The organism is Corallococcus sp. bb12-1, assembly GCF_026626765.1.
Lineage (GTDB): Bacteria > Myxococcota > Myxococcia > Myxococcales > Myxococcaceae > Corallococcus > Corallococcus terminator.
The window spans coordinates 102747-128085 of sequence record NZ_JAPNJZ010000016.1 but is presented as its reverse complement, the minus strand read 5'-3'; the positions used below and the strand labels follow the sequence as shown (position 1 = coordinate 128085).

Here is a 25339-nt window from a genome sequence, read left to right as displayed (position 1 = left end):
GTCAGTCCTCCGCTTCGCCCTCGAAGGGCGTGGCGAGCGGCGAGGCATCCACGCCGCGATCGCGCAGGTAGTGCGACAGGGAATCCGTCTGGCCGTGGGTGACGAGCACCTTCTCCGCCTGCGTGTCCGCCACCGTGCGCAGCAGGTCAGGCCAGTCCGCGTGGTCCGACAACACGAAGCCCCGGTCAAAACCGCGCCGCCGCCGGTTGCCCCGCACGCGCATCCACCCGGACGCGAACGCGGTCTCCGCTTCACCGAAGCGGCGCATCCACGTGGAGCCGCCCGCGCTCGGCGGCGCCAGCACCAGCGCCCCCGCGAACGACGTGCCCTTCTCCGTCTCCGACACCAACTGCGTGGGCAGCATCTCCACGCCCGCTTCCCGGTACGCCGTGACGAGCCCGTTCACCGCGCCGTGCACGTAGGCAGGCCGGTCCGTCAGCTTCCCCAGCTCCGCCAGCAGCCGCTGTGCCTTGCCCAGCGCGTAGCAGAAGAGCACCGCTGAGCGCCCTGCCTCACGGTTCGCATCCCACCAGCGCAGGATGTCCTGGGCCACGAGACGCGGATCATCCCAGCGGTAGATGGGCAGGCCGAACGTCGCTTCGGTGATGAACGTGTGGCAGCGCACCACCTCGAACGGCGCGCACGTCGGGTCGGGCGTGCGCTTGTAGTCGCCGGACACGACCCACACCTCGCCCTGGTGCTCGATGCGGATCTGCGCGCTGCCCAGCACGTGGCCCGCGGGATGGAAGCTCACGGTGGTGTCGCCCACGGTCAGCTTCTCGCCGTACTCCAGCGTGTCGATGACCGAGTCCGCGCCCAACCGCCGCTGCAACAGGCCCAGGCCCGCGCGGGCCGCCAGGTAGCGCTGGCTGCCGCTGCGGGCGTGGTCGCCGTGCGCGTGCGTGACGAGCGCCCGTTCCACCGGACGCCAGGGGTCGATGTGGAAGTTCCCCGCCCGGCAGTACAGGCCCTGGGGCGTCACGGCGACGAGCGGCGGTCGGTCCTGGAAGGAGGCGGAGCCCACGGTCCTCTAGAGGTAACGAGGCCTTGGAGCAGGGGCCACCCACGGCGGGGGTTCGGGTTTCGCTCCGCTGACAAGGGGGCAGGCGTGCGGCCGGGCCCCAGTTGCGGCCCAAAGGACGAAGGCAGCGACCGGAGGGCCCCTTGGATGGTGGGCGGGGACGGGGGATAAACCCAGGGACCCTCTTCCTGACGGACCCTCTCCCGATGACGCCCGCGCTCCTGCTGTCCCTGCTCCTTGCCCAGAACGAACCGTCGCCCCTCGAGTACAGCGTGTCGACGGAAATCATGGAGTCGCTGGAGCCGGCGGACTTCATGTTCACCGCGTTCGAGAAGGGCCAGACGCTCTACATGGGCGTGGACGAGGCCAATCTGCGCGCGAGCGCGGCGGCGGATGGGGCCGTGCTCCAGACCCTGATGCTGGGCACGCCCGTGCGCGTGGTGGCGGTGGGTGCGCGCGCGAAGGTCGGTGAGTACGTCAACGCGTGGTACCAGGTGGCGGTGGTGGACGCGAAGGCCCCGAAGGGCGCGGCCCCTGTGTCGGGCTGGGTCTTTGGCAACACGCTCACCCCGTTCCGCTTGGAAGCGGACCTGGACGGCGATGGCGAACTGGAAGTGGCCACGCTGGTGATGAGCAATGAGTTCAAGGCCCGCGTGCGCGTGCTGGAGCCGGGCGTGAAGCCGCCGCGCCGGGTGAGCAGCGTGGACGTGGCCGTGGCGTCCACCTCGTACGGCATGGGGCAGGGCGGCCCGGCGACGCTGACGCTGGTTCCCGCGAAGAAGGCGGGGATGTCGCTGCTGGTGGTGGACTCCAGGCCGGAGCGCTGCGGCGATCTCGTCACCTCTTATGTGAGCTACTCGGGGGCGGACGGGAAGAAGGGCGTGCTGGGAAAGGCGAAGCTCGCGATGGAGCTGGGCGGGCTGATGGATCCGCCGAGCGAGAGCACCTTCAAGGTCTCCTTCCAGCCAGCCGCGAAGCGCCTGCAGGTCGTCCGGACGACGGTCGAGGACGAGGATGCTGAAGGCAATCCGAAGAAGAGCACGGAGCGCACGTTGTATCAGTGGCAGGACGGCGTATTCGCGGAGGTGAAGAAGCCCGCCTCCCCGGGCGCCGTGTCGGAAGTGAAGCCGTAGGTGCAGGGCCCGGAAGGCCGGGCACCCGGGCGCCCCTCCGGGTGATGGATGAGGGGCCAGGGCAATCGACCATGGATGCGCAGGAGCGGAAGGCAGCCTACCGGCAGCGCGCGGAAGCAGGCCAGGCGGTGCCGGTGTCGGTGGAGCTGCCGGCGGATCTGGACACGCCGCTGTCGGCATACCTGAAGCTGGGCGGCGGAGGCCGCGGCTTCATCCTCGAGTCGTGCTACGGCGGCGAGCGCTTCGGGCGCTACAGCCACGTGGGCGCGAACCCGGCCGGCCGCGTGCGGCTGGATGGCGAAGGGCTCACGTTGTGGCGTGGCTCGCACGAGGAGCGTCGCGAGGGCCGCCCCCTGGATGTCCTTCGCACCCTGTGGCGCGAATTGTCCGTGGCCACGCTGCCGGGCGAGGCGCCCTTCCTGGGCGGGCTCGTGGGCTACCTGGGCTACAACGCCACCTCGTGGTTCGAGCCGCGTGTGCCAGACCGGCACCCGCGCGACACCGGCTTCCCGGACTCGGAATGGCTGGTGGCCGAGGACTTCGTCACCCACGACACGCGCACCCAGACGCTCAAGGCCATCGCCATCGCCCGGCCCGCCCTGCACGGCAGTGTCGCGGCGGCGCTGAAGGACGCGGAGGAACGCGCCGAGGCCATGGCGGAGAAGCTGCGCCGTCCACTCCCTCCGGAGGCCTACGCGGCGGCGGCTTCGCAGAAGAATGCTCCGGCCCCCGTGGCCTGCTGGGACCGCGAGGGCTACGCCGCCGCGGTGGACAAGGTGAAGGAGTACGTCCGCGCGGGAGACTGCTTCCAGGCGGTGCTCGCGCGGCGCTTCGAGGCGAAGGGCGCCATTCCCCCGCTGTCACTCTACCGGGCGCTGCGGCGGGTGAACCCGTCGCCGTACCTGTTCATGGTGGACCTGGGCGAGGCGCGCGCGCTGGTGGGCGCTTCGCCGGAGCTGCTGGTGCAGGTGCGCGATGGCGACGTGGTGGTGCGGCCCATCGCGGGTACGCGGCGCCGGGGCGCTTCCGAGGCCGAGGACGTGGCCCTGGAGAAGGAGCTGCTCGCGGACGAGAAGGAGCGCGCCGAGCACATCATGCTGGTGGACCTGGGCCGCAACGACGTGGGCCGGGTGGCCGCGCCGGGCACCGTGCGCATCGAGGACATGATGATCATCGAGCGCTACAGCCACGTGATGCACATCGTGTCGCAGGTGCGCGGCAAGCTGGACACCACGCGCTTCGACGCGCTGGACGCCCTCGCGAGCACCTTCCCCGCGGGCACCGTGTCGGGGGCTCCGAAGATCCGCGCGATGCAGATCATCGACGAGCTGGAGCCCATGCGGCGCGGGCCCTATGCCGGTGCGGTGGGCTACCTGTCCTTCTGCGGCACGCTGGATGTCGCCATCGCGCTGCGCACCTTCTTCGTGGATGGCGACCGCACGATGTGGACCGCCGGCGCGGGACTGGTGGCGGATTCGGATCCGATGAAGGAAGCGGACGAAACCGAAGCGAAGGCCGGCGCCATGGCCGCCGCGCTGCGTCTGGCGCGCGAAGGAGGTGGGCGATGATCCTCGTCATCGACAACTACGACTCGTTCACCTTCAACCTCGTGCAGCTGCTCTACACGCTGGGGGCCGAGGTGAAGGTCGTGCGCAACGACGCGCTGGATGCCGCGGGGGTCGCCGCTTCGGGCGCGTCCCACCTCGTGGTGTCTCCGGGGCCTTGTACTCCGCACGAAGCCGGGGTGAGCGTGGCGGCCATCTCCCAGTCGCGCGTGCCGGTGCTGGGCGTGTGCCTGGGACACCAGTCCATTGGCGCTGCGTTCGGTGGCGACGTGGTGCGTGCTCCGGAGCCGGTGCATGGCAAGGCGGCGCACATCCGGCATGACGGTACCGGCGTGTTCACCGGCTTGAGCCAGGGGTTCAAGGCGGCGCGCTACCACTCGCTGGTGGTGAAGGCGGAGTCACTGCCCCAGGAACTGGAGGCCACGGCGTGGAGCCAGGACGGACTGGTGATGGCGCTCCGGCACCGGACCCGTCCGGTGGTGGGCTTCCAGTTCCATCCGGAGAGCGTGCTGACGCCGGAAGGTCCGGCGCTGGTGCGCAACTTCCTGGAGGGGCGGCTGTAGCGCTCAGCCCTTCAGGTGGGCGGTGTTGTTCCAGCCCGCGAGCACGGGCTGGACGCCATCCGGCTCTGAACCCAGGACGCTGATGGCCGCGGTGCCCAACTGGAACAGCCTGCCTCCTTCCGGGGGCAGGCCCAGCCAGCGCGCGGCGATGATGCGCAGCATGTGCCCGTGGGAGAAGAGGAGCACGTCGTCCTGGATGGCGCGGGCGTCCGCGATGATGCGGTCCGCGCGGGCGCCCACCTGCTCCAGCGTCTCCCCGTTGGGGACGCCGTCCTTCCACAGGGTCCAGTCCGGGCGCGTGCTGCGAATGTCCGCGCCGGTGCGTCCCTCGTAGTCCCCGTAGTCGAACTCCATCAGGTCGTCGCGCTTCTGCGCCGCGTCGCCGTAGCCGGCGAGCACGCAGGTCTCCAGCGCGCGCGTCAGGGGGCTCGTCCACACGGCGGCGAAGCTCCAGGCGCTCAGCGGGGTGCGGAGCTTCTCGCCCATCGCCCTGCCTTCTTCGAGCAGGGGCAGGTCGGTGCGGCCGGTGTGCTGGCTGGTGCGGCTCCACTCCGTCTCACCGTGACGGACGAGGACCACCTGGGGCGCGCGAATCTTCATGGCGCCAATCTGTGTCAGCCAGAGGCCGGATGGGTGGGAAAAAGGCCGGCGCTACTTCTTCCGTGTCCGCCACTCTTCACGGCTCTGGCCCCAGATCTCCGCGGGCTCCCCGTCGTACGGCGGAGGCAGTGGGGACATGCGCAGGAAGCGGGAGCCCAGGCGCTGGGCCACCTGCTTCGACGGCGTGTTGGCCGGGGCGATGCAGTGGATGACGTCCGTCCAGCTCAGATGGTCGAAGGCCCAGTCGAGGGTGGCGGCGGAAGCCTCGGAGGCGTAGCCCTTGCCCCAGTGTTCGCGCAGCAGGCCCCAGCCGACCTCGGTGCCCGGCCATCCGTCCGGCATCCAGGGCCCGAGCCGGCCCACCCACTTGCCCGTGGACTTCTCGAACACGGAGAACATGCCGTAGCCCTGGAGCGCCCACGAGCCGGCCATGGCGCAGATGCCCCGCCACACGGCGGTGCGCGGTTGGAGGCCACCGATGAATCGGGCGGACTCCGGATCCGCCATCATCGCGGAGAAGCCATCCAGGTCCTGCAGCGTGGGCGGCCGCAGGACGAGGCGTGGGGTTTCGAGGGTGGGGCCCAGCGTGAGCATTCCGGTCTCCGGCGTTCGTGCTGCGACGCGGAGACCGTACTGCATTCAGCGCTTCAAGCCGCGCTTGATGTCCGCGCAGAGCTGCTTCGCCGCCTGGGGTCCGTCCGAATGCGCGGCGCGCACCAGGGCGCTGCCCACCACGACACCGTCTGAGTGGGCCACCAGCGCCTTCGCCTGTTCGCCAGTCGAGATGCCGAAGCCCGCCACCACCGGCACCGACGCGGCCCTGCGCACCAGGTCCAGCCGTTCGGACAGGTTGGGCGGAAGCTCCGCGCGCATGCCGGTGACGCCCGCCACGGACACGCAGTAGACGAAGCCTCGCGCGTCCTTCGCGATGCCCTCCGCGCGCGCGGGCGGCGTCGTGGGCGCGCACAGCGGGATGAGGTCCACGCCTTCCGCGTCGAAGGCTGCGCGCAGGGCGGCGCTCTCCTCGGGCGGCAGGTCCGGGATGATGGTGCCCGCGATGCCCCGCTCGCGCGCGAGCTTCGCGTACTTCTGCTCGCCCATGGCCATGATGACGTTGACGTACGTCATGATGACCAGCGGCGTCTCCGGGCAGCGGCGGCGCACCTCCGGCACCACTTCGTCCAGCACGCGGCGCAGCGTGGCGCCTGCCTTCAACGCCCGCTCCGACGCGGCTTGGATGACGGGACCGTCCGCGATGGGGTCGCTGAACGCCACGCCAATCTCCAGCACGTCCGCGCCGCCTTCCACCATGGCGGCGAACACATCCACCGACCGCGCGAGGTCGGGGTCTCCCGCCATCGCGTAGGCCACCAGCGCGCCCTCGCCCCGGGCCTTCGCCCGCGCGAACGCCTTGCCCAATTCCGTGCTCATGACTTCACCCCAGTCGCCGGAGGAACGCCGCGCGCGGAGATGGTCGCCACGTCCTTGTCGCCGCGTCCCGAGCAGTTGATGACCAGATGCTGTCCCTTGCCCATGTCCCGGGCCAGGGAGCGCGCCGCCGCGAACGCGTGCGACGTCTCCAGAGCGGGGAGGATGCCCTCCGTGCGCGCCACTTCGTAGAAGGCGGCCAGGGCGTCGTCGTCCGTCGCGGTGCGCACCTCCATCCGGCCCGTCTTCGCCAGGTGCGCGAGCTCCGGCCCCACGCCCGGGTAGTCCAGGCCGGCGGAGATGCTGTGCGCCTCTTGAATCTGTCCGTGCTCGTCCTGCAACACCAGGGAGCGCGAGCCGTGCAGCACGCCCTCCGTGCCCAGCGTCAGCGACGCGCCGTGCTGGCCGGACTGGAGCCCGTGGCCCGCCGCCTCCACGCCGACGAGTCGCACCGACGTGTCCGGGATGAACGGGTGCAGCGCGCCGATGGCGTTCGAGCCGCCGCCCACACACGCGATGATGGCGTCCGGCAGCCGGCCGATGGCGGCCTGCGTCTGCGCGCGGATCTCCTTGCCGATGATGGCCTGGAAGTCGCGCACGATGGTGGGATAGGGGTGCGGACCGGCCGCGCTGCCGATGACGTAGTAGGTGTCCTCCACCTGCGACACCCAGACGCGCATGGCCTCGTTCATCGCGTCCTTCAGCGTGCGCGAACCCGACTCCACCGGTCGCACCACCGCGCCCAGCGCGCGCATGCGGAAGACGTTGAGTGCCTGGCGCTCCACGTCCAGCGCGCCCATGAACACCTCGCAGGGCAGGCCGAAGAGCGCGCACGCGGTGGCGGTGGCCACGCCGTGCTGGCCCGCGCCCGTCTCCGCGATGATGCGCTTCTTGCCCATGCGCTGGGCGAGCAGCACCTGACCCACGGTGTTGTTGATTTTATGCGCGCCCGTGTGCGCCAGGTCCTCGCGCTTGAGCCACACCTGGGCGCCGCCCCACGACTTCGTGAGGCGGTGCGCGGGCGTCAGCGTCGTGGGCCGGCCCACGTATTCGCGCAGCACGCGCGAGACCTCTTCTCCGAAGGCCGCGTCCCGCTGGGCTACCGCGTACGCTGCTTCCAGCTCCATCAGCGCGGGGACCAGGGTCTCCGGCACATAGCGTCCGCCGTAGCGGCCAAAGCGGCCCGCGGCCGTGTCCGTCGTCATGGCTCTACTCCAAGCGGTTTGAGGGTGGGCCAGAGTGTCATGGGCAGTGGGGTAACGCGGCTCATGTTGGCGGTGCGATCGCGGAATGAAGCACAAGTCCTCCTGGCAGGGGAGAGGCCAGAGGTCGCAGAGGATGTTGCCTCGCTTGCAGGGGGCTGGACCTGACGGAGCGGGCGCCGTGTCCTGTCCGTCACGGCTTGTTGGCCATGGCGGCCAGTTGGCCCTGCGCGATTTCGCGGTACAGGGGCACCACTTCGACGGACAGCACCTCGCGCATCTCCTGGCGCGCGCTGTCGTAGTCGCCTTTCTCGCGGAGGCGGTACATCCGGTGGAGTGCGTCTCCCAGCCGGTTGGAGCCCTCGGTGATTCGCCGCGAGCACTCGCTCAGCACCGCAAGAGCGCTGGCTTCGGTGCTCACGTCGGCGGCGTCCAGCGCTACTTCGCGCGCCGTGCGCCGCAAGAGGCCGCGCACGTCGTCGGTGAGCACCAGCGGTCCTCCTTGGCGGAGGACTTGCTGTGCGAGCGCGCGTATCGGGTCCCAGTCGGGTCCATCATCTTCCGTTGTCGTCATCGCCCATCCTTCGGTCGGCACTGGTCGAGGGGCCATTCGTGCTGTCCGGTGCAGTCCTCGAAGCACGCAAAGCAGCGCTTCTTCCTTATCCAATCCTGGGTCTGGCAATCCCCGTACAGCCGGATGCACCGCCGTTTCCAGTCCGGAAGGTGGGCGTTGTGTGCATCGTCGTACTCCTCCGCGCCGGAGCCAACATGCGTGCCGGTGGCGCCGACACCCGCGGCCATGATGGCGGCGGCTTCGGCGGTCGTGAGGCCGCATGCCTCCGGCAAGCCGGGGTGGCGCTGGATGCAGTCCGTCTCGGTGTCCATCGCAATCGTGGCGCACCCCAGACAGAGGGCCGCCAGAAAGGGGGCGACGTGGTGTCGCCATGAGGTGGCGAGCGGAGTGGTCATTGGGTCCGACGCTACGACGTGGCGCCCATGGGTTCGCTCCTTCGGACGGGAGCGCGGTGGACGGCGGGTGCCGCAATCGGTGCCGTGCGCCCTGGTGGTACCGCCCGTGGTGCAGGCGGCGCCGGGCTCGTAGGGACAGCCAGGCGCGGCGCCGCGTTGGCGCCGCGCCCCTGCCCGTCACGGCTCGTCGGCCATGTCGTCAAGCTGCCCCTGTGCGGATTCGCGGTAGTAGGGGACGACTTCGACGGACAGCACGTCGCGCATCTGTTGGCGCGCACTCTCCCAGTCGCCCCGTTTTTGGTGCCCCCACATCTCGTGCAGAGCATCCATGAGTCTGTTGGAGCCGTCCGTGATGCGGCGGGCACACTCGCGGAGGAGCGCCAGGGCTCCGGCCTCGGACTGGAGCGCCGCGTTGGCGTCGGGAATTGCTACTTCGGTGGCGGTGTGGAGCAGGAGTGCGCGCACGTCGTCTGTGAGTATGAGGGGCACACCCTCGCGCAGCACGCGCCGCGACAGGTCTCGTATCGCGTCCCAGTTGGGGCGGGTGGTCATCTAGCGCTTCCTCTGTTTCGGGCCGCACATATCGGCGGGCCACTCGTGCTGTCCCTCGCAGCGGCGCAGGCAGTCGGTGCAAGGGCCGAATAGTTTACCGTCCGCGCAGGCGTTCCAGTTACGGAGGCACCGGTTCTTCCAGGTGGGGAGTCGCGGGTCGTCTACGTAGTCGTTCGCTGCCACGTCAGAGCCGTTATGCGTGTATGCGTGCCGGTGGCGCCGACGCCAGCAGCCATGAGGGTGGCAGCCTCGTAGGCGGTGAGTCCGCACGCCTCCGGGAAGCCAGGGTGGCGCTGGATGCAGTCCGTTTCGGTATCCATGGCGATGGCGGCGGCGCAGCCCATACAGAAGGCCGCGAAGATAGTGGCGAGGAGGTGCCACCGGGGGGGCTCTCGGGGTTGTCATGGTGCGCGGACCGTACTGTTCGGCGCCGACACTTGACGCTTCCGAGCACGCGGGCTGGTCGGAGTGGTCGGAACTGCGATCCGATAGGCCGGCCCATGACACCTCGCAGCTCGCGCAAGAGGCGGGCTGCGTGAAGACGATTCGGACTGCGCGGTGGACGCGGGATGAAGGACACGCAGCCCAACGCGCAGAAGAACGGAGGGGTTACGGTGGCCCCTCGCCCCAGAGGTTGAGGGTCCTGACCGTGCGCACGAAGGCGCGCACCGCGTCCAGGTCCTTGATGCCAGGGGCCGACTCCACCCCGCTGGCCACATCCACACCGTAGGGCCGGGTGGCCTTCACGGCCTCGGCCACGTTGGACGGCTTGAGGCCGCCCGCCACCAGCACCGGCGCTCCGCAGTCCGCGAGCCGGGCCACCAGCGACCAGTCGAAGGTGACGCCGCCGCCGCCATAGCCCGGGGCCGCGCCGTCCAGCAGCAGCCCCGAGACATCGCCCACGCCCACGTAGGCACGGGCCCGCGCCACGTCTTCAGGTCCGCGCACACGCAGCGCCTTGATGACGGGCACGCCGTAGCCGGAGCAGGCCTCGGGCGGCTCGTCGCCGTGGAGCTGCACCGCCGTGAGGCCGCACTCGCGCACGCGCAGCCGGATGTCCTCCGGCTTCGCGTTGACGAACACGCCCACCACCGCGCCCAGCGGAGGCCGCGTGCGCGACAGCGCCGCCGCCGTGGCCACGTCCACGAAGCGGGGAGAGCCTGGATGGAAGTTGAGCCCCATCGCGTCCGCGCCCGCCGCCCACACGCCTCGCGCGTCCTCCAGGCGCGTCACGCCACACACCTTCACGGTGACGTTCACGCGCCGCCACCTTCCAGGCCGAGCAACCGGCGCAAGGCCCGACCGGGGGCGGCGTCGCGCAGGAGCGATTCACCCACGAGCACGGCGTCAGCGCCCGCGTCACGCGCGGCGGTGAGGTCCGCGAGCGCCTTGAGGCCGCTCTCCGCCACCAGCGCGGTGGACCGGGAGCGCAGCGCGGGCATCACCCGGAGCGCCGTACCGGTGTCCGTCTTCAGCGTGGCGAGGTTGCGGTTGTTGAGGCCCACGATGCGCGCCCCCGCCGCGAGCGCGCGTTCGGCGTGTTCCGCCGTGTGGGCTTCCACGAGGGCGGCCACGCGGAACTGCTTCGCGGCGGCCACCATCTCGCGCAGCACGGTGTCCTCGAGCGCATCCGCGATGAGCAGCACCGCGTCCGCGCCCCAGGCCGCGCTCTCTTCGACTTCGCTCGCGGCGACGAGGAAGTCCTTGCGCAGCACCGGGATGGACAGGGCGGCCCGGACCGCGACCAGGTCCTCCAGGTCGCCCCCGAAGTCAGGCCCGTCCGTGAGCACGCTGATGGCGCACGCGCCCGCGGCTTCGTAGGCACGCGCGACCGCGACCACGTCCGCATGCGGGAAGGCGCCGCCGGACGGGCTCTTGCGCTTCACCTCCGCGATGACGTTGACCGGATGGCCGGGCACGCGCCGCACCAGCGCCTGCGCGAAGTCCCGCGTCGGAGGCAGCGCACCGTGCGTCGGGGGAGGGCGGGTGCCCAGCTCCCGGCGCTTGCGCTCCATGATGACGTCCAGCGTGCCGGGGGCTTCCGAGGGCTTCGCGGCGGAAGAGGCGCTTGTCATGCCGCGATCCTTTCAATCAGGGCGGCCAGCTTGCGTTCGGCGGCCCCGGAGTCGATGGCGTGCTCCGCCTTCTTCACGCCGTCCTTCAGCGTGTCCACCTGACCCACCACGAGCAGCGCGGCGGCCGCGTTGAGCAGCACCGCCGTGCGGATGCCGTTGCGCTCGCCCGCGAGCAGGGCGCGGAGCTTGCCCGCGTTCTCCTCCGCGTCACCCCCCGCGATGGCGTCTCGCGAGATGGTCTCCAGGCCCGCGTCCTCCGGTCTCACGGTGAAGCGGTGCACGGTGCCATCCGCGCGCAGCTCCGCGACCTCCGTGGGGGCGCAGGGGGAGATTTCATCCAGTCCGTCGTGACCGTGCACCACCCAGGCCCGGCGACTTCCCAGGCGTCCCAGCACCCGCGCGGTCTGCTCCACGCGCTGCCGGTCGAACGTGCCCAGCAACTGGTAGCGCGCGCCCGCCGGGTTCGTCAGCGGCCCCAGCAGGTTGAACACGCTGTGGAAGCCCAGGTCCCGCCGCGCCTGCGCCACGTGCTTGAGGGCACTGTGGTGCGAGGGCGCGAAGAGGAAGCCCACCCCGTGTTCGTCGATGTCGCGCGTCACCTGCGCGTGCGCCCGTTCCATGGACACGCCCAGCACCGCGAGCACGTCCGCGCTGCCGCAGCGGCTGGAGACCGCGCGGTTGCCGTGCTTGGCCACCGTCACCCCCGCCCCGGCGGCCACGAAGGCCACCGCGGTGGAGATGTTGAAGGTGTGCGCCCCATCACCGCCCGTGCCGCAGGTGTCGAGCACCACCTCCGCCACGGGCGAGATGCGCGTCGCGCAGGCCCGCATGGCCTCCGCCGCGCCGAGGATTTCGTCCTCGGTCTCACCCTTCATCCTCAATGCAGCGGCCAGCGCCCCCACCTGTGCGGCGGAGGCCTCGCCCGCGAGCATCTGGCCCATCACCGAGGCCATCTCCTCGCGGGAGAGGTCGCGCCGGCCCACCACCCTGCCCAGCGCTTCCTTGAGGGTCATGGCGCCTATCCCAACCGGACCATTTCGCGGCCCATCGCGTGGGCGATGGCGCTCACTTCACCCATGGCCTTCTCGAACTCGGCGAAGTCCAGCGACTGGAAGCCGTCCGACCTGGCGCGCGGCGGATCCGGGTGCACCTCCACGATGATGCCGTCGGCTCCCGCCGCGATGGCCGCCCGCATCATCGCCGGCACCGCCTTGCGCACGCCGATGCCGTGGGACGGGTCCACGAACACGGGCAGGTGCGTCAGCGACTTGAGCATGGGGATGGCGTTCAGATCCAACGTGTTGCGGGTCATGTTCTCGAACGTGCGGATGCCGCGCTCGCAGAGGATGACCTGGGTGTTGCCTCGCGCGACGATGTACTCGGCCGCCATCAGCAACTCCTTGATGGTGGCGCTGATGCCGCGCTTGAGCAGCACCGGCTTGCGCGTTTCGCCCACCGCTTCCAGCAGGCTGAAGTTCTGCATGTTGCGCGCGCCCACCTGGAGGATGTCGGTGTGCTCCGCGACGGCGGCCAGGGTGGCGGTGTCCTTCACCTCCGTGGTCACCATCAGGCCCGTCTCCTTGCGCGCCTCCGCGAGGAGCGCCAGGCCGTCACCCTTGAGGCCCTGGAACTCATAGGGGCTGGTGCGCGGCTTGAACGCTCCGCCGCGCAGCATGGTGGCGCCCGCCTTCTTGACCGCGTGCGCGGTGGAGACGATCTGCTCGTGCGACTCCACCGAACAGGGGCCCGCGATGACGTGGATGCCCGCGCCGCCGATGTTCAGGTTGCCCACGCGCACGATGCTGTCGTCGGGCTTCACCTCGCGGCTGACCAGCTTGAACGGCTGGGAGATGACGACCGCGTCCGCGACGCCGGGCAGCACGCGGAAGGGCTCCGGTTCCACCGCGCCCGGGTTGCCCGTGATGCCGATGGCCGTGCGGGAGCCTCCTGCGATCGCGTGCGGATGCCAGCCACGGCGGCGGATCTCATCGTTCACACGCTCGATGTCCTGGGCCGTTGCGTCTGGACGCATCACGATCAACATGGGGTGCTCCTGCTCTTTCTTCTCCGGAGGCCACACCGGCCCATGCCGGTGCGGGTGTGCTTGGGGAATCGGGCACGCGGGGAACGTTTGCAATAACTGTCGGATGCCCGCAACCGGCCTGGAGTCTCGCTTGCACGTCCTCGTGTTTACAAGCCAGGGTCCGGACGCTCGCTGGATTGGAGGAAGACCGTGGCGAAGCCAGGGGTCATCGTCGTGGGCGCGGGACTCGCGGGGCTGGCATGCGCGAAGGCCCTGCGCGAGTCGCGGGTGGATGTCCACGTGCTCGAAGCAGGGGATGCGCCGGGCGGTCGGGTGCGCACCGACGCGCACGAGGGCTTCCTGCTGGACCGGGGCTTCCAGGTGTTCCTCACCGCCTATCCGGAAGCCCAGCGCGTGCTCGACCTGAAGGCCTTGTCGCTCCGCCGTTTCATTCCAGGCGCGAAGGTATGGCGGGGTGGGCGACTGCACACGCTGGCGGACCCGCTGCGGCACCCGGTGGAAGCGGTGTCGCATCTGTTCACGCCCGTCGGAGGACTGCTGGACAAGCTGCGCGTGCTGGAGCTGCGTCAGCACGCGACGTCGGGAGAATTGGGAGACCTGTGGCAGCGGCCGCAGCAGGACTCGCTGCGCTTCCTGCGCGACCTGGGCTTCTCCGAGGAGATGATCGACGCGTTCCTGCGCCCGTTCTTCGGCGGCATCTTCCTGGAGCGTGAGCTGACGACGTCCAGCCGGATGCTGGAGTTCGTGTTCCGGATGTTCTCCCAGGGGCACACGGTGGTGCCGGAGCGGGGCATGGGCGCCATCCCGGAGCAGCTCGCGGCGAAGCTGCCGTCAGGGGCGCTGCGGATGAAGGTGCGCGTGGCCGAGGTCTGGGGCCACCGCGTGCGGCTGGCGGACGGTGAGATGGTGCACGCGGACGCGGTGGTGGTGGCGACCGACCCTGGCACGGCGGCGTCGTTGCTGGTGGGCATGCCGGCGCCGAGGATGAACCGGGTGACGTGCCTCTACTTCGCCGCGCCGGAGCCGCCGGTGGAGGGGCCGTGGCTCCTGCTCGACGGCGAGGGCCGGGGGCCCGTGAACAACGTGGCGGTGATGAGCGAGGTGTCCCCCGCGTACGCACCGAAGGGACAGGCGCTGGTGTCCGTGTCGGTGGTGGACGACGGGGGTGACGGGGAAGGGCTGGAGGCGCGCGTGCGCGAGCAGCTCACGGAGTGGTTCGGCGCGGCGGTGTCCGCGTGGCGCCACCTGCGCACGTATGTGCTTCCGGACGCGCTGCCCGTGCAGACCCCCTCCGCGCTGGTGGAGCCGCACCGGCCCGTGCGGCTGGCCGCGGGGCTCTACGTGTGCGGTGACCACCGCGAGAACGCCTCCATCGACGGGGCGCTCACGTCGGGACGCCGCGCGGCGGAGGCGGTGTTGCTGGACCTGGGACGTTAGGGCCCGTTCTTCCCCCGGGCGCCGGGTTCCATGCCCCGGAATGAGCAGCCGGGCAGGCGAATGGCGGCTGGACGCACTGCCCGCAGGGGACCTAGGGTCGGACACACACTCCTAGTCCAAGGACCCGTTCATGTTCCGCCGTCTTGCCCTGATGGGGATGCTAGGTCTCGTGGCCTGTAATGGCACCGATGACGATGACGACGTCGATGCCACGAAGGGAACTGTCGAAGGGACCCTGCAGCCGTTCCAGGCAGGCTCCTCCGCGGTGGGCAGCCGGTCGTCGCTGGATGCGTTCTTCTCCCTGCCCAACGCGAAGAACCTCTCCACGATGGTCTCCCGTGCGCTCGCCGCGAAGGGCGTGTGGCGCACGGGCATCCCGTCGAAGCCGATGACGCATGAGTCGTCCCTGCTGCCGGGACAGCTCATCGTCCGCTTCGACACGCCCGGCCTGTCCGCGGAAGAAGCCGTCGCGCAGGCGCGGGTGGAGGGCTATCACGTCGAGCATCAGGCCTACCTGAGCGACACCCTGCACCTCTTGCGCTTCGAGGTCCGCCAGCCGCAGGCGATGGCCAGTGGCGCCTCCAACGTGCGCGCCCTCACCGAGGCCGAGCACGTGCGCGTGCTGAACAAGGTCCAGTCCGTGCCGGGCGTGAAGTATGCGGAGAGCAACGTGCGGGTGCGGGCCCTCGCCGTTCCCAACGACCCGCTCTATTCGCGGCAGTGGCATTACTCGAAGATGAACCTGCCCGCCGCGTGGGACCTGACCAAGGGCAGCGCGTCCATCTTCGTCGCCGTGCTGGACACCGGCATCACGGACCACCCGGACCTGAACTCGCGGATGCTCCCGGGCATCGACCTCATCTCCGAAATCCCCAACGCGGGGGATGGCAACGGCGTGGATTCCAACCCGAAGGACGAGGGCAAGGACCTGCCCAACGGGGGCTCGTCGTTCCATGGCACGCACGTGGCCGGCACCATTGGCGCATCGTCCAACAACGGCGTGGGCGCGGCGGGTGTCACCTGGGAGGGCCGGAACATCATCCCGGTGCGTGTGCTGGGCACGAAGGGCGGCTCGCTGGCGGACATCGTCGCGGGCATGAACTGGGCGAGCGGTGGCGGCGTCCCCGGCGTGACGCCCAACGCCAACCGGGCGCGGGTCATCAACATGAGCCTGGGCGGCAACGGCGCCCCGTCGCAGGCGCTGCAGGACACGGTGAACCTCGCGGTGAGCCGCGGCTCCATCTTCGTGGTCGCCGCCGGCAACGAGAACACGAGCACCGCCAACAGCTTCCCCTGCAACCTGCAGAACGTCATCTGCGTGGGCGCGGTGCGCTTCAACGGCAAGCGTGCCAGCTACTCCAACTACGGCCCCCAGGTGGACGTGATGGCCGCTGGCGGCCAGACGAGCGAGGACCGCAACGGCGACGGCTTCCCGGACGGCGTGCTGTCCACCCTGCCCGACAGCACCGGCAAGGCTTCGTACGACTGGTACCAGGGCACCAGCATGGCCACCCCGCATGTCGCGGGCATCGTCGCGCTGATGCTGGCGGTGGCTCCAACCCTCAAGGCCCAGGAGGTGGAAGCCATCCTGAAGGACACGGCGGACGCGACGAGCAAGTGCGCCGAAGGCTGCGGCGCGGGGCTCGTGGATGCCTACGCGGCGGTCCTGCGCGCGTCGGGCGGTGGTGACACCTCCCTGCCCCCGAAGCTGGCCATCAGCAGCACTCAGCTCTCCCTCACCGGGGCGGAATCGCAGAGCCTGTCGGTGCGCAACAACGGCGGTGGCACGCTGCAGGTGAGCGTCGCCGTCTCCGGGGCCAACGCCTCCGCGGTGTCCGTCTCCGCTTCCACGCTGTCCATCGCCGCCTACCGGTCCGCGGAGCTGAACGTGACCGTCAACCCGGGCTCGCTGGCGGCGGGCAGCTACGTGGCGCAGATCGACCTGACCGGTGCTTCGGGCGCGGGCTCCGCGCAGGTGCTGGTGAAGTTCCGCGTGGGCGCCACCAGCGGCAAGGACGCGGTCATCGCCTTCGCCTACCTGGATGCCGCGGGTGAGGTGCAGATCGACGACGACGGCATCGGCACGGTGTCCGGGTCGGGTGGCTATGAGTACACCACGAAGCTCACCCCCCACGAGTACCTGGTGCTGGCGTCCATCGACGACACCGGCGAAGGCGAATACTTCGACGACGGCGACCGCGTGGGCTTCTGGCGCGACACCACCCAGGTGGAGACGGTGGAGGTCCTCAAGGGGAAGAAGAACACGGACATCAGCTTCACCCTGGTGCCCTACCAGTCGGAAGAGGACGACCAGCCCAACACGACCATCGGGCAGCCCTGCACCAGCAGCAGCCAGTGTGGCACCAGCGGCCTGTGCGCCAACGGCAGCTCCTTTCCGGAGGGCTACTGCACCCAGGACTGCATCTCGTTGAGCTGCCCGTCGGGTTCGGCCTGCTATTCGAGCACCGATGGCGCCAGCGCCTTCTGCTTCGTCTCGTGCACGCCGTCGGGCTCCGGGACCAGCCAGGGGTCGTGCCGCACCGGCTACGTGTGCTCCAACGACGGCTCGGGCCGCGGCGCGTGCGTTCCTCCCTGAGGTGGGCACCGGTCTCGTGTCGGCGGGGCACGCGCCCGCCGACGTGAGGCCTGCGGGTGACGCATCGCTCCGGGGTACGCTGCCGGAGCGATGACGGCTCCTCCCGCTGTTTCCCCGCTGCCCGGTGACGCGTCCCCGCTTTTCTGGCGGGCCGCGGCCACGGGCGGGGTGCTGGCCTGGACGGCGCTGGTGCACGCGCACCCGCCGTCCTTCTTCGCCGTCGCCTCCGCCTTCTGCGCCGGCTGGCTCGCGGTGACGTGGCGGGCGATGGGGCCCTGGCGAAGGTCTCCGCCCGGCCTGTCGCTTCCGGATGCCGCGTGGAGCGTGGTCCAGGCGGTGGTGCTGTACGTCGGCGCGCGCGCGTTCCTGTGGGCCTTCTGTGGCGGCTTCACCGACGCGCTCCGCGAACCCCTGCAAGCGGTCTACGCCACGTTCGGCACGGGCTCCTGGAGCACGGCGCTGGCGCTGGTGCTGGTGCTCGTGCCCGCGGAGGAGTTGTTCTGGCGCGGGCTGGTGCAGGGCGCGCTGCGTCCGCGCCTGGGGCGGTGGGGCGCGGTGGCCGGGTCGGCGGTGCTGTCCAGCCTCGTGCTGCTCGTCTTCGGGGAGCCGCTGCTGGCCCTGGCCGCGCTGCCCACGTCGCTCGCCTGGGGCGCCCTGGCCGAGTGGCGCCGCACGCCCGTGGCGTCATGGTTGAGCCATGCACTGTGGGACGTGCTCATCGTCGTGCTGTTGCCCGCGACGTGAGCCCGCGTGACAGACTTCGTGCCCATGGCCTCGTCCCCTGAAATCTGCGTCTTCGGCGCGGGCAGCATCGGCTGCTACGTCGGTGGTCGGCTCGCGTCGCATGGAGCTCCGGTGCGCTTCATCGGTCGCGAGCGCGTGGTGGCGGAGGTCCGCGCCCACGGCCTGCACCTGACGGACTGGCGCGGCGCCGACCTGAAGGTGCCCGCGTCGCAGGTGCGCATCGACACGGGGCAGGAGGCGCTGGGCACGGCGGACCTGGTGCTCGTCACGGTGAAGTCCGCGGCGACGGAGGAGGCGGGGCGCGCGCTCGCGTCACGGCTCAAGGCCGGCGCCAGTGTCATCAGCTTCCAGAACGGTCTGCACAATGCACAGGTGCTGCGCGGCCTGCTGCCCGGTCGCACGGTGCTCACCGGCATGGTTCCGTTCAACGTCGCGGCGCAGGGGAAGGGGGCCTTCCACGCGGGCTCCGAGGGCACGCTGGAGGTGGAACAGCACGCGCTGCTCGCGCCGTACCTGGACGCCTTCGCCCGTGCGGGGCTGCCGCTGAAACAGCACGCGGACATCGGCGCGGTGCAGTGGGCGAAGCTCCTGCTCAACCTCAACAACGCCATCAACGCCCTGGCCAACCTGCCGTTGAAGGAGGAGTTGTCCCAGCGCGCTTGGCGGCGCTGCGTGGCGCTCGCGCAGCGCGAGGCGCTGGCCGTGCTGGACGTGGCCCGGGTGAAGCCGGCGAAGCTCACGCCGCTGCCGCCGCACTGGATTCCTGGCCTGCTGGGGATGCCGGACGCGGTGTTCGCCGTGCTCGCGAAGAAGATGCTGGCCATTGATCCGAAGGCGCGCTCGTCCATGTGGGACGACCTGCACGCGGGCCGCAAGACGGAGGTGGACTACCTCAACGGCGAGGTCGTCCGACTGGCCCATCAGCACCGTGTGGCCGCTCCGGTGAACTCACGCCTCGTGGAGCTCGTCCATGAGGCGGAGGCCGGGCCCCGCCGCGCGTGGACTGGCGATGCCCTGCTCGCGGAGCTGAAGCAGGTGGGACTCTCTAACGGGTCCTGACTGTCATGCCGCACGGGCCACCGCCGGGAGGGTGTCTCCCGGCGATGACCTCGACCTGCGACGGCCTCAGCTCGACTGCGTCGTCGCGGCGGTGGTGGCGGCGGGAGGCGGCACCTGCGACGCGTCCGGGATGCCGTTGCCCGCGCCGGACGTGGCCAACTGCGTGAGCAGCGCCGTCATCCGCCGGGCGAAGCGGTTCGGATCGCTCAGCGGGCTGCCTTCGGTGAGCAGCGCCTGGTCGTGCAGCAGCTCAATCCACTCGCTCACCTGCGGCAGCGACGGATCCCTGGCGATGAGGCCGCGCAGGTGCTCGATGACCGGGTGCTTGGGGTTGATCTCCAGGATGCGCTTGACGCGCGGCATCCCCTTGCCGCGCTCCTTCAGCAGGCGCTCCAGGTAGGCCGGCGAGCCGCCCTCGGACACCACCAGGCACACCGGTGAGTCCGTGAGGCGGTCCGACACGCGCACCTCGCGCACGTCCTCGCGCAGCACGTCCTTCATCCGGTCCGTGAGGCCCTTGAGCCCTTCGGAGTGCTGCTCCTTCTCCTTCTTCTCCTCCTCCGTGGACTGGAGCTTCAGGTCCGCGTTGAGCGCGGAGACCAGCGGCTTGCCCTGGAAGTCGCGCAGGCCCTGCGCGGCCCACTCGTCCACCGGGTCCGTCATGAAGAGCACCTCGTAGCCGCGCTTCTTCAGCGACTCCAGGTGGGGGCTGTCCGCCACCGCCCGCCGGCTCTCGCCGTAGACGTAGTAGATGGCCTCCTGGCCCTCCTTCATGCGCGTGACGTAGTCCGCCAGCGACGTGAGGCCCTCTTCGCGGGAGGACTCGTAGCGCACGAGCGCGCCCAGCTTCTCGCGGTACTCCGTCTCCAGCGTCAGGCCTTCCTTCACCACCGTGCCGAAGGACTCCCAGAACGTGCGGTAGTCGTCCGGCTTGTCCTTGGCCATCTTCTCCAGCAGGTCCAGGGACTTCTTCACCACGTGCTTGCGGATGGAGCGCACCACCGCCGAGTCCTGCAACATCTCACGCGACACGTTGAGCGGCAGGTCATCCGAGTCGATGACGCCGCGCACGAAGCGCAGCCACTGCGGCACCAGGTCCTCGCAGCGGTCCATGATGAACACGCGCTTGACGAACAGCCGCACGCCGCGCTGCTGCTGCGAGTTCAGGTCGAATGGCGGGTGCTTGGGGACAAAGAGCAGGCCGGTGAACTGCTGCGTGCCGTCCGCCTTGAAGTGCGTCCACGCCAGGGGCTGGTCGTAGTCGTGCGTCAGGTGCTTGTAGAACTCCTGGTACTGCTCGTCGGTGATCTCCGACTTCGCGCGCTGCCAGAGGGCGCTCGCCTTGTTCACCACCTCCAGCGCGGTCTCCGTGGCCTGGGTCTCCCCGCTGCCCACCTGCTTGGTCACCTGGAGCTTGATGGGGTGGCCGACGTAGTCCGAGTACTGGGTGATGAGCTGGCGCAGCTTCCACTCGTCCAGGAACTCCTTCTGGTCCGCCTTCAGGTGCAGCGTGATGGCGGTGCCGCGCGTGGCCTTCTCCGCGGGCTCCACGGTGAACGTGCCGTGCGCCTCCGACGCCCAACGCCACGCGGTGCTCTCACCCGCGGCGCGGCTCACCACGTCCACGCGGTCCGCGACCAGGTACGCGCTGTAGAAGCCCACGCCAAACTGGCCGATGAGCTGCATGTCCTTCTGGCCCTTCTGCGCCAGGGCCTGGAGGAACTCGCGCGAACCGGAGTGCGCGATGGTGCCCAGGTTCTTCACCAGCTCGTCGTGCGTCATGCCGATGCCGGTGTCCTCGATGGTGAGGGTGCCCTTGTCGGCGTCCGGGGTGATGCGCAGCTCCAGCGCCGGCTCGTCCTTGAGCAGCTCCGGCTCCGTGATGGAGCGGAAGCGCAGCTTGTCCAGCGCGTCGGACGCGTTGGAGACCAGCTCGCGCAGGAAGATCTCCTGGTGGCTGTAGAGCGAATTGATGACCAGGCTCAGCAACTGCTGGATCTCCGCCTGGAACGAATGGGTTTCCCGCTGGGGGTGGGTCTCTGCGGACATGAAGGCCTCCGGGCGCTGACGAACCGCGCCAATACCCTTCCCCATAACCATGCCCACCGGCTTGTCGAGAAGAGGGAATCCGCCCACACCCTTCACTGGGAGGCGCGGCCGGGTTGGGGTAGGGAGGAGGAATGGCCAAGTCCAAGTCCCGCACCCTCCTGCCGCTGCTCGGCGCCATGCTCCTGTCGAGCGCCGCCCCCGCCGCGGAAGCGCCCGCCCGCCTGCCCGACGCCCCGACGCTGAAGCGCATGACGGCGCGCTTCGCCCCGGTGGACCTGAAGGTGGACGTCTCCAAGCTCCCGGATGCGGAGAAGCGCGCCCTGGCCAAGGTGGTCCAGGCCGCGAAGCTGATGGACCCCCTCTTCCTGCGTCAGGTCTGGGCGGGCAACGAGGCGCTGCTGCTGGACCTGGTGAAGGACACCACGCCCCTGGGCAAGGAGCGGCTGCACGCGTTCCTGCTCAACAAGGGCCCCTGGTCGCGCCTGGACGAGTCGAAGCCGTTCCTGCCCGGCGTGCCGGCGAAGCCGGACGAGGGGAACTTCTACCCCGCGGGCGCCACCAAGGCGGAGGTGGAGGCCTGGGTGAAGGGCCTGCCGGAGGCGCAGCAGCACGCGGCCACGGGCTTCTTCACCACGCTGCGCAAGGGCCCGGACGGCAAGTTCGTGAGCGTGCCCTACAGCGTCGAATACCAGGGCGAGCTGGCCATGGCCGCGCAGCTCTTGCGCGAGGCGGCGGCGCTCACCCAGCAGCCCACGCTGAAGAGCTTCCTGGAGAAGCGCGCGGCGGCGTTCCTGTCCAACGACTACTACGCGAGCGAGGTCGCGTGGATGGAGCTGGACGCGAGCGTGGAGCCCACCATCGGGCCCTATGAGGTCTACGAGGACGGCTGGTTCAACTACAAGGCCGCGTTCGAGGCGTTCATCGGCGTGCGCGACGACGTGGAGACGCAGAAGCTCTCCAAGTTCAGCTCGGAGCTCCAGGAGCTGGAGAACAACCTTCCCATCGAGCCGGGCCTGCGCAATCCGAAGATTGGCGCGCTGGCCCCCATCCGCGTCATCAACAGCCTGTACTCCTCTGGCGACGGCAACCGGGGCGTGCAGACCGCGGCCTTCAACCTGCCCAACGACGAGCGCGTGGCGGCGGAGAGGGGCACCAAGCGCGTGATGCTCAAGAACGTGCAGGAGGCCAAGTTCCAGCGCGTGCTGCTGCCCATCGCGAAGGTGGCGCTGCCCGCGAAGGACCGCAAGGACGTGGCCTTCGATGCCTTCTTCACGCACATCCTGATGCACGAGCTGATGCACGGCCTGGGGCCCCACAACGTCACCGTGGCCGGGAAGCAGACGACGGTGCGGCAGGCGCTGCAGGCGTCCTCCAGCGCGATTGAAGAGGCCAAGGCGGACATCTCCGGCCTGTGGGCGCTCCAGCGGCTGGTGGACAAGGGCACCCTGGACAAGTCCCTGCAGAAGACCATGTACACGACGTTCCTCGCGTCCGCGTTCCGCTCCATCCGCTTCGGCATCGACGAGGCGCACGGCAAGGGCGTCGCGCTGCAGCTCAACCACTTCCTGGACACCGGCGCGGTGAAGGTGAACGCGGACGGCACGTTCGAGGTGGTGCCCGACAAGATGCAGTCCTCCGTCACGTCGCTGACGAACCAGCTCATGGCCCTGCAGGCCCGGGGCGACCGCGCGGAGGCGGAGGCCCTGCTCGCGAAGCAGGGCGTGGTGCGGCCCTCGGTGCAGAAGGTGCTGGAGCGCCTGAAGAACGTGCCGGTGGACATCGAGCCGCGCTACGTCACCGCCGACTCGCTGGTGCGCGACTTCGGCGCGCCCGCGGCGGCTCCCGCCACCGGGACGAAGTAGCCGCTCCCCATTCCCCGTCCCGCCGCGTTTTCCCGTGCGCGGCGGGCGGGGCGTGGCCAGTAAGGCAATCAGATGGCGTCCGTGTCCTCCCCCCAGCCCGTGCCACCCGACCCGTGGGGCGCCATGCTCGCGCTCACGGTGCTGGGCGCGTGGGGAGGGCACCTGGTGTGGCTCTTGGCCGGCCCCGAGCGGCCGTGGGATTCACCGCTCACCTGGCTGCACGTCCTCTTCCAGATGTGGCTGTCCACCGGCCTCTTCATCACCGGCCATGACGCCATGCACGGCACCGTGTCCCTCGACCGCCGGGTGAACGCGGCGGTGGGCTCGGTGGCCTGTTTCCTCTTCGCGGGCCTGTCCTACCGACGGCTGGTGGTGAACCACCGAGCGCACCACGCGGACCCCACCGGGGAGCACGACCCGGACTTCGCCACCCGCACGCAGTCGTTCTGGCCGTGGTTCGCCACCTTCATGGTGCGCTACACGACGTGGCCGCAGATTCTGGTAATGGCGCTGAAGTTCAACGCGCTGATGTACCTGGGCGTGCCCCAGGCGCGCATCCTGGCCTTCTGGGTGCTGCCGTCGGTGCTGGCCACCGTGCAGCTCTTCTATTTCGGCACCTACCGGCCGCACCGGCGCCCGGACACGGCGGACATGGCGCCCCACCATGCGCGCACCCTGCCGCGCAACCACCTGTGGGCCCTGCTGTCGTGCTTCTTCTTCGGGTACCACTGGGAGCACCACGCGTCCCCCGGCACGCCCTGGTGGCGGCTGTGGCGCGTGAAGGACGCCCGGCGGTAACCGACCGGGGGCCTGGAGCGTTATAGAAGGGCCATGCGCGACAAGCTCCCTCCCGAGCCTCCCGGTTCCGAAGTGACGCCCGAGAAGCTCTACCTGCGCCGCCGCGAGCTCATCAAGAACGCGGGCCTGTTCGCGGGCACCGCCGCCGTGGTGGGGGGCGGGTTGTACCTGTTGGGGACGAAGCGCACCCGGCCCATGGACGGCTTCGTCCCGGACGCGGGTGCGGTCGCGCAGCCGGTGGCGCCCGCCGCGGGGGCCTTCGACACCGACGAGCCGCGCACGCCCTACGAGGACATCACCACCTACAACAACTTCTACGAGTTCGGCCTGGACAAGAACGACCCGGCCCGCCGCGCCCACACCCTCAAGCCCCGGCCGTGGACCGTCGTCATCGACGGTGAGGTGCACAAGCCGCAGACGGTGGACGTGGATCAGCTCATCTCCGGCTTCCCCCTGGAGGAGCGCGTCTACCGGATGCGCTGCGTGGAGGCCTGGTCCATGGTGATTCCGTGGCTGGGCATCCCGCTGGGCAAGCTGCTGGAGCGCGTGCAGCCCACGTCCTTCGCGAAGTACGTGGCCTTCACCACGCTGGAGGACCAGGAGCAGATGCCCGGCCAGAAGAGCCCGGTGCTGGACTGGCCCTACGTGGAGGGCCTGCGTCTGGATGAGGCGCAGCACCCGCTGACGCTGCTGGCCACGGGCCTGTACGGCAAGCAGTTGCCCGCGCAGAACGGCGCGCCGCTGCGGCTGGTGGTGCCGTGGAAGTACGGCTTCAAGGGCATCAAATCCATCGTCCGCATCTCGCTCACGCGGGAGCAGCCACGCACGACGTGGAGCCTGGCCAACGGGCGTGAGTACGGCTTCTACGCCAACGTGAATCCGGCGGTGGACCACCCCCGCTGGAGCCAGGCCAGCGAGCGGCGCATCGGCGACACCGGCCGGCGCCCGACGCTGCCCTTCAACGGCTACGCGGAGCAGGTGGCCGACCTCTACCGTGGCATGGACCTGAAGCGGGACTTCTAGCGCATGGCCTCCAAGCAACCCTGGCTCAACCCCGCCGTCGCACTCGGGGGACTGTCCCCTTTGGCCCTGCTCGCGGTGCAGGGCGCCCAGGGACAACTCGGGGCCAACGGCATCGAGTTCGCCCTCAACCAGACGGGCCTCTTCGCGCTGGCGGTGCTGATTGCGTCGCTGGCGTGCACGCCGCTGCGGCTCATCACCGGCTGGACATGGCCCGCGCGCATCCGCCGAACGCTGGGCCTGCTGGCCTTCACGTACGCCAGCGCGCACTTCCTCACGTACTCCGTGTTGGATCAGGGGCTGGACGTGCGTGCCATGGCGGAGGACGTGCTGACGCGGCCCTTCATCACCGTGGGCTTCACCGCGTTCGTGATGCTGGTACCGCTGGCCGTCACGTCCACGAACCAGTCGGTGCGGCGACTGGGCTTTCCGAAGTGGCAGCGCCTGCACCGGCTGGCCTACGTGGCCGCGATGCTGGGGGTGGTGCACTTCGTGTGGCGGGTGAAGAAGGATGTGACGGAGCCGGTGCTCTACGGCGCCGTGCTGGCCCTGCTGCTGGCGGTGCGGGTGGGAGAGGCCCTGCGAAAGAAGCGGGCCCTGGCGGCGCAGCGCACGGCGTGAC

At 70.1% G+C, this 25339-nt stretch carries 24 protein-coding genes; 11 read left to right on the top strand and 13 right to left on the bottom strand.

Annotation, left to right across the window (positions count from 1 at the left end; translation table 11 throughout):
• Position 1 precedes the first annotated feature (1 nt).
• Positions 2-1024 carry a ligase-associated DNA damage response exonuclease gene (locus OV208_RS19680; RefSeq protein ID WP_267575379.1) on the bottom strand — a complete coding sequence of 341 codons (1023 nt, stop codon included), beginning with the start codon at positions 1022-1024 and terminating at the stop codon, positions 2-4.
• 203 nt (positions 1025-1227) lie between these two features.
• Between OV208_RS19680 and OV208_RS19675 the strand changes: the two genes are divergently transcribed.
• From OV208_RS19675 to OV208_RS19665, 3 genes are all read left to right on the top strand, one after another.
• A complete protein-coding gene (locus OV208_RS19675; protein WP_267575378.1) occupies positions 1228-2154 on the top strand; it encodes an SH3 domain-containing protein in 927 nt (308 codons plus the stop codon).
• Between the two features lie 71 nt (positions 2155-2225).
• Positions 2226-3722: an anthranilate synthase component I family protein gene (locus tag OV208_RS19670; RefSeq protein WP_267575377.1), complete on the top strand. Its 1497-nt coding sequence runs from the start codon at positions 2226-2228 to the stop codon at positions 3720-3722.
• A complete protein-coding gene (locus OV208_RS19665) occupies positions 3719-4282 on the top strand; it encodes an anthranilate synthase component II (RefSeq protein WP_267575376.1) in 564 nt (187 codons plus the stop codon). The genes OV208_RS19670 and OV208_RS19665 overlap by 4 nt, the downstream gene beginning before the upstream one ends.
• Before the next feature lie 3 nt (positions 4283-4285).
• On the opposite strand, the gene OV208_RS19660 is transcribed toward OV208_RS19665, so the two are convergent.
• The 11 genes from OV208_RS19660 to aroF form a co-directional block, all read right to left on the bottom strand.
• Positions 4286-4882, bottom strand: coding sequence for a histidine phosphatase family protein (locus OV208_RS19660; RefSeq protein ID WP_267575375.1), 597 nt, complete (start codon positions 4880-4882; stop codon positions 4286-4288).
• A 51-nt stretch (positions 4883-4933) separates the two neighbouring features.
• The gene (locus OV208_RS19655; RefSeq protein ID WP_420715031.1) at positions 4934-5521 is read right to left on the bottom strand and encodes a GNAT family N-acetyltransferase; all 588 of its coding nucleotides are present in this window, start codon (positions 5519-5521) and stop codon (positions 4934-4936) included.
• Positions 5522-6313, bottom strand: a complete 792-nt coding sequence (gene trpA, locus OV208_RS19650; RefSeq protein ID WP_267575374.1) for a tryptophan synthase subunit alpha — start codon at positions 6311-6313, stop codon at positions 5522-5524.
• On the bottom strand, positions 6310-7515 hold the full coding sequence (gene trpB, locus OV208_RS19645) for a tryptophan synthase subunit beta (RefSeq protein WP_267575373.1): 1206 nt from the start codon (positions 7513-7515) through the stop codon (positions 6310-6312). Before trpB ends, trpA begins: the two co-directional genes overlap by 4 nt.
• A 190-nt stretch (positions 7516-7705) precedes the next feature.
• Positions 7706-8086 (bottom strand): DUSAM domain-containing protein, encoded by a 381-nt coding sequence (locus OV208_RS19640; RefSeq protein ID WP_267575372.1) that lies wholly within the window; start codon positions 8084-8086, stop codon positions 7706-7708.
• Positions 8083-8397, bottom strand: coding sequence for a hypothetical protein (locus OV208_RS19635; RefSeq protein WP_267575371.1), 315 nt, complete (start codon positions 8395-8397; stop codon positions 8083-8085). Before OV208_RS19635 ends, OV208_RS19640 begins: the two co-directional genes overlap by 4 nt.
• 261 nt (positions 8398-8658) lie before the next feature.
• Entirely contained in the window at positions 8659-9033 is a 375-nt protein-coding gene (locus OV208_RS19630; RefSeq protein WP_267575370.1) for a DUSAM domain-containing protein, read from the bottom strand.
• A gap of 609 nt (positions 9034-9642) precedes the next feature.
• Entirely contained in the window at positions 9643-10293 is a 651-nt protein-coding gene (locus OV208_RS19625) for a phosphoribosylanthranilate isomerase (RefSeq protein ID WP_267575369.1), read from the bottom strand.
• Positions 10290-11108: an indole-3-glycerol phosphate synthase TrpC gene (locus OV208_RS19620; RefSeq protein ID WP_267575368.1), complete on the bottom strand. Its 819-nt coding sequence runs from the start codon at positions 11106-11108 to the stop codon at positions 10290-10292. The genes OV208_RS19625 and OV208_RS19620 overlap by 4 nt, the downstream gene beginning before the upstream one ends.
• Positions 11105-12121 carry an anthranilate phosphoribosyltransferase gene (gene trpD / locus OV208_RS19615; protein WP_267575367.1) on the bottom strand — a complete coding sequence of 339 codons (1017 nt, stop codon included), beginning with the start codon at positions 12119-12121 and terminating at the stop codon, positions 11105-11107. Before trpD ends, OV208_RS19620 begins: the two co-directional genes overlap by 4 nt.
• A gap of 5 nt (positions 12122-12126) precedes the next feature.
• Positions 12127-13152 carry a 3-deoxy-7-phosphoheptulonate synthase gene (gene aroF, locus OV208_RS19610; RefSeq protein ID WP_267575366.1) on the bottom strand — a complete coding sequence of 342 codons (1026 nt, stop codon included), beginning with the start codon at positions 13150-13152 and terminating at the stop codon, positions 12127-12129.
• 189 nt (positions 13153-13341) lie between these two features.
• Between aroF and OV208_RS19605 the strand changes: the two genes are divergently transcribed.
• The 4 genes from OV208_RS19605 (at position 13342) to OV208_RS19590 (ending at position 18988) form a co-directional block, all read left to right on the top strand.
• Positions 13342-14589 (top strand): NAD(P)/FAD-dependent oxidoreductase, encoded by a 1248-nt coding sequence (locus tag OV208_RS19605; RefSeq protein WP_267575365.1) that lies wholly within the window; start codon positions 13342-13344, stop codon positions 14587-14589.
• A gap of 130 nt (positions 14590-14719) precedes the next feature.
• Complete coding sequence (locus tag OV208_RS19600) at positions 14720-17185, top strand: S8 family peptidase (RefSeq protein ID WP_267575364.1); 2466 nt, start codon at positions 14720-14722, stop codon at positions 17183-17185.
• Positions 17186-17275: 90 nt separating this feature from the next.
• Entirely contained in the window at positions 17276-17929 is a 654-nt protein-coding gene (locus tag OV208_RS19595) for a CPBP family intramembrane glutamic endopeptidase (RefSeq protein WP_267575363.1), read from the top strand.
• Positions 17930-17953: 24 nt separating this feature from the next.
• Positions 17954-18988, top strand: a complete 1035-nt coding sequence (locus OV208_RS19590; protein WP_267575362.1) for a 2-dehydropantoate 2-reductase — start codon at positions 17954-17956, stop codon at positions 18986-18988.
• Between the two features lie 66 nt (positions 18989-19054).
• Here the strand turns inward: OV208_RS19590 and htpG are convergent, their stop codons facing one another.
• Complete coding sequence (htpG, locus tag OV208_RS19585) at positions 19055-21037, bottom strand: molecular chaperone HtpG (protein ID WP_267575361.1); 1983 nt, start codon at positions 21035-21037, stop codon at positions 19055-19057.
• Between the two features lie 131 nt (positions 21038-21168).
• Between htpG and OV208_RS19580 the strand changes: the two genes are divergently transcribed.
• From OV208_RS19580 to OV208_RS19565, 4 genes are all read left to right on the top strand, one after another.
• Positions 21169-22899: a dipeptidyl-peptidase 3 family protein gene (locus tag OV208_RS19580; RefSeq protein WP_267575360.1), complete on the top strand. Its 1731-nt coding sequence runs from the start codon at positions 21169-21171 to the stop codon at positions 22897-22899.
• Between the two features lie 123 nt (positions 22900-23022).
• Entirely contained in the window at positions 23023-23697 is a 675-nt protein-coding gene (locus tag OV208_RS19575; protein ID WP_420715035.1) for a fatty acid desaturase, read from the top strand.
• 33 nt (positions 23698-23730) lie between these two features.
• Positions 23731-24720 carry a protein-methionine-sulfoxide reductase catalytic subunit MsrP gene (gene msrP, locus OV208_RS19570; protein ID WP_267575358.1) on the top strand — a complete coding sequence of 330 codons (990 nt, stop codon included), beginning with the start codon at positions 23731-23733 and terminating at the stop codon, positions 24718-24720.
• A 3-nt stretch (positions 24721-24723) separates the two neighbouring features.
• A complete protein-coding gene (locus OV208_RS19565; protein WP_267575357.1) occupies positions 24724-25338 on the top strand; it encodes a sulfite oxidase heme-binding subunit YedZ in 615 nt (204 codons plus the stop codon).
• Position 25339: the final 1 nt, after the last annotated feature.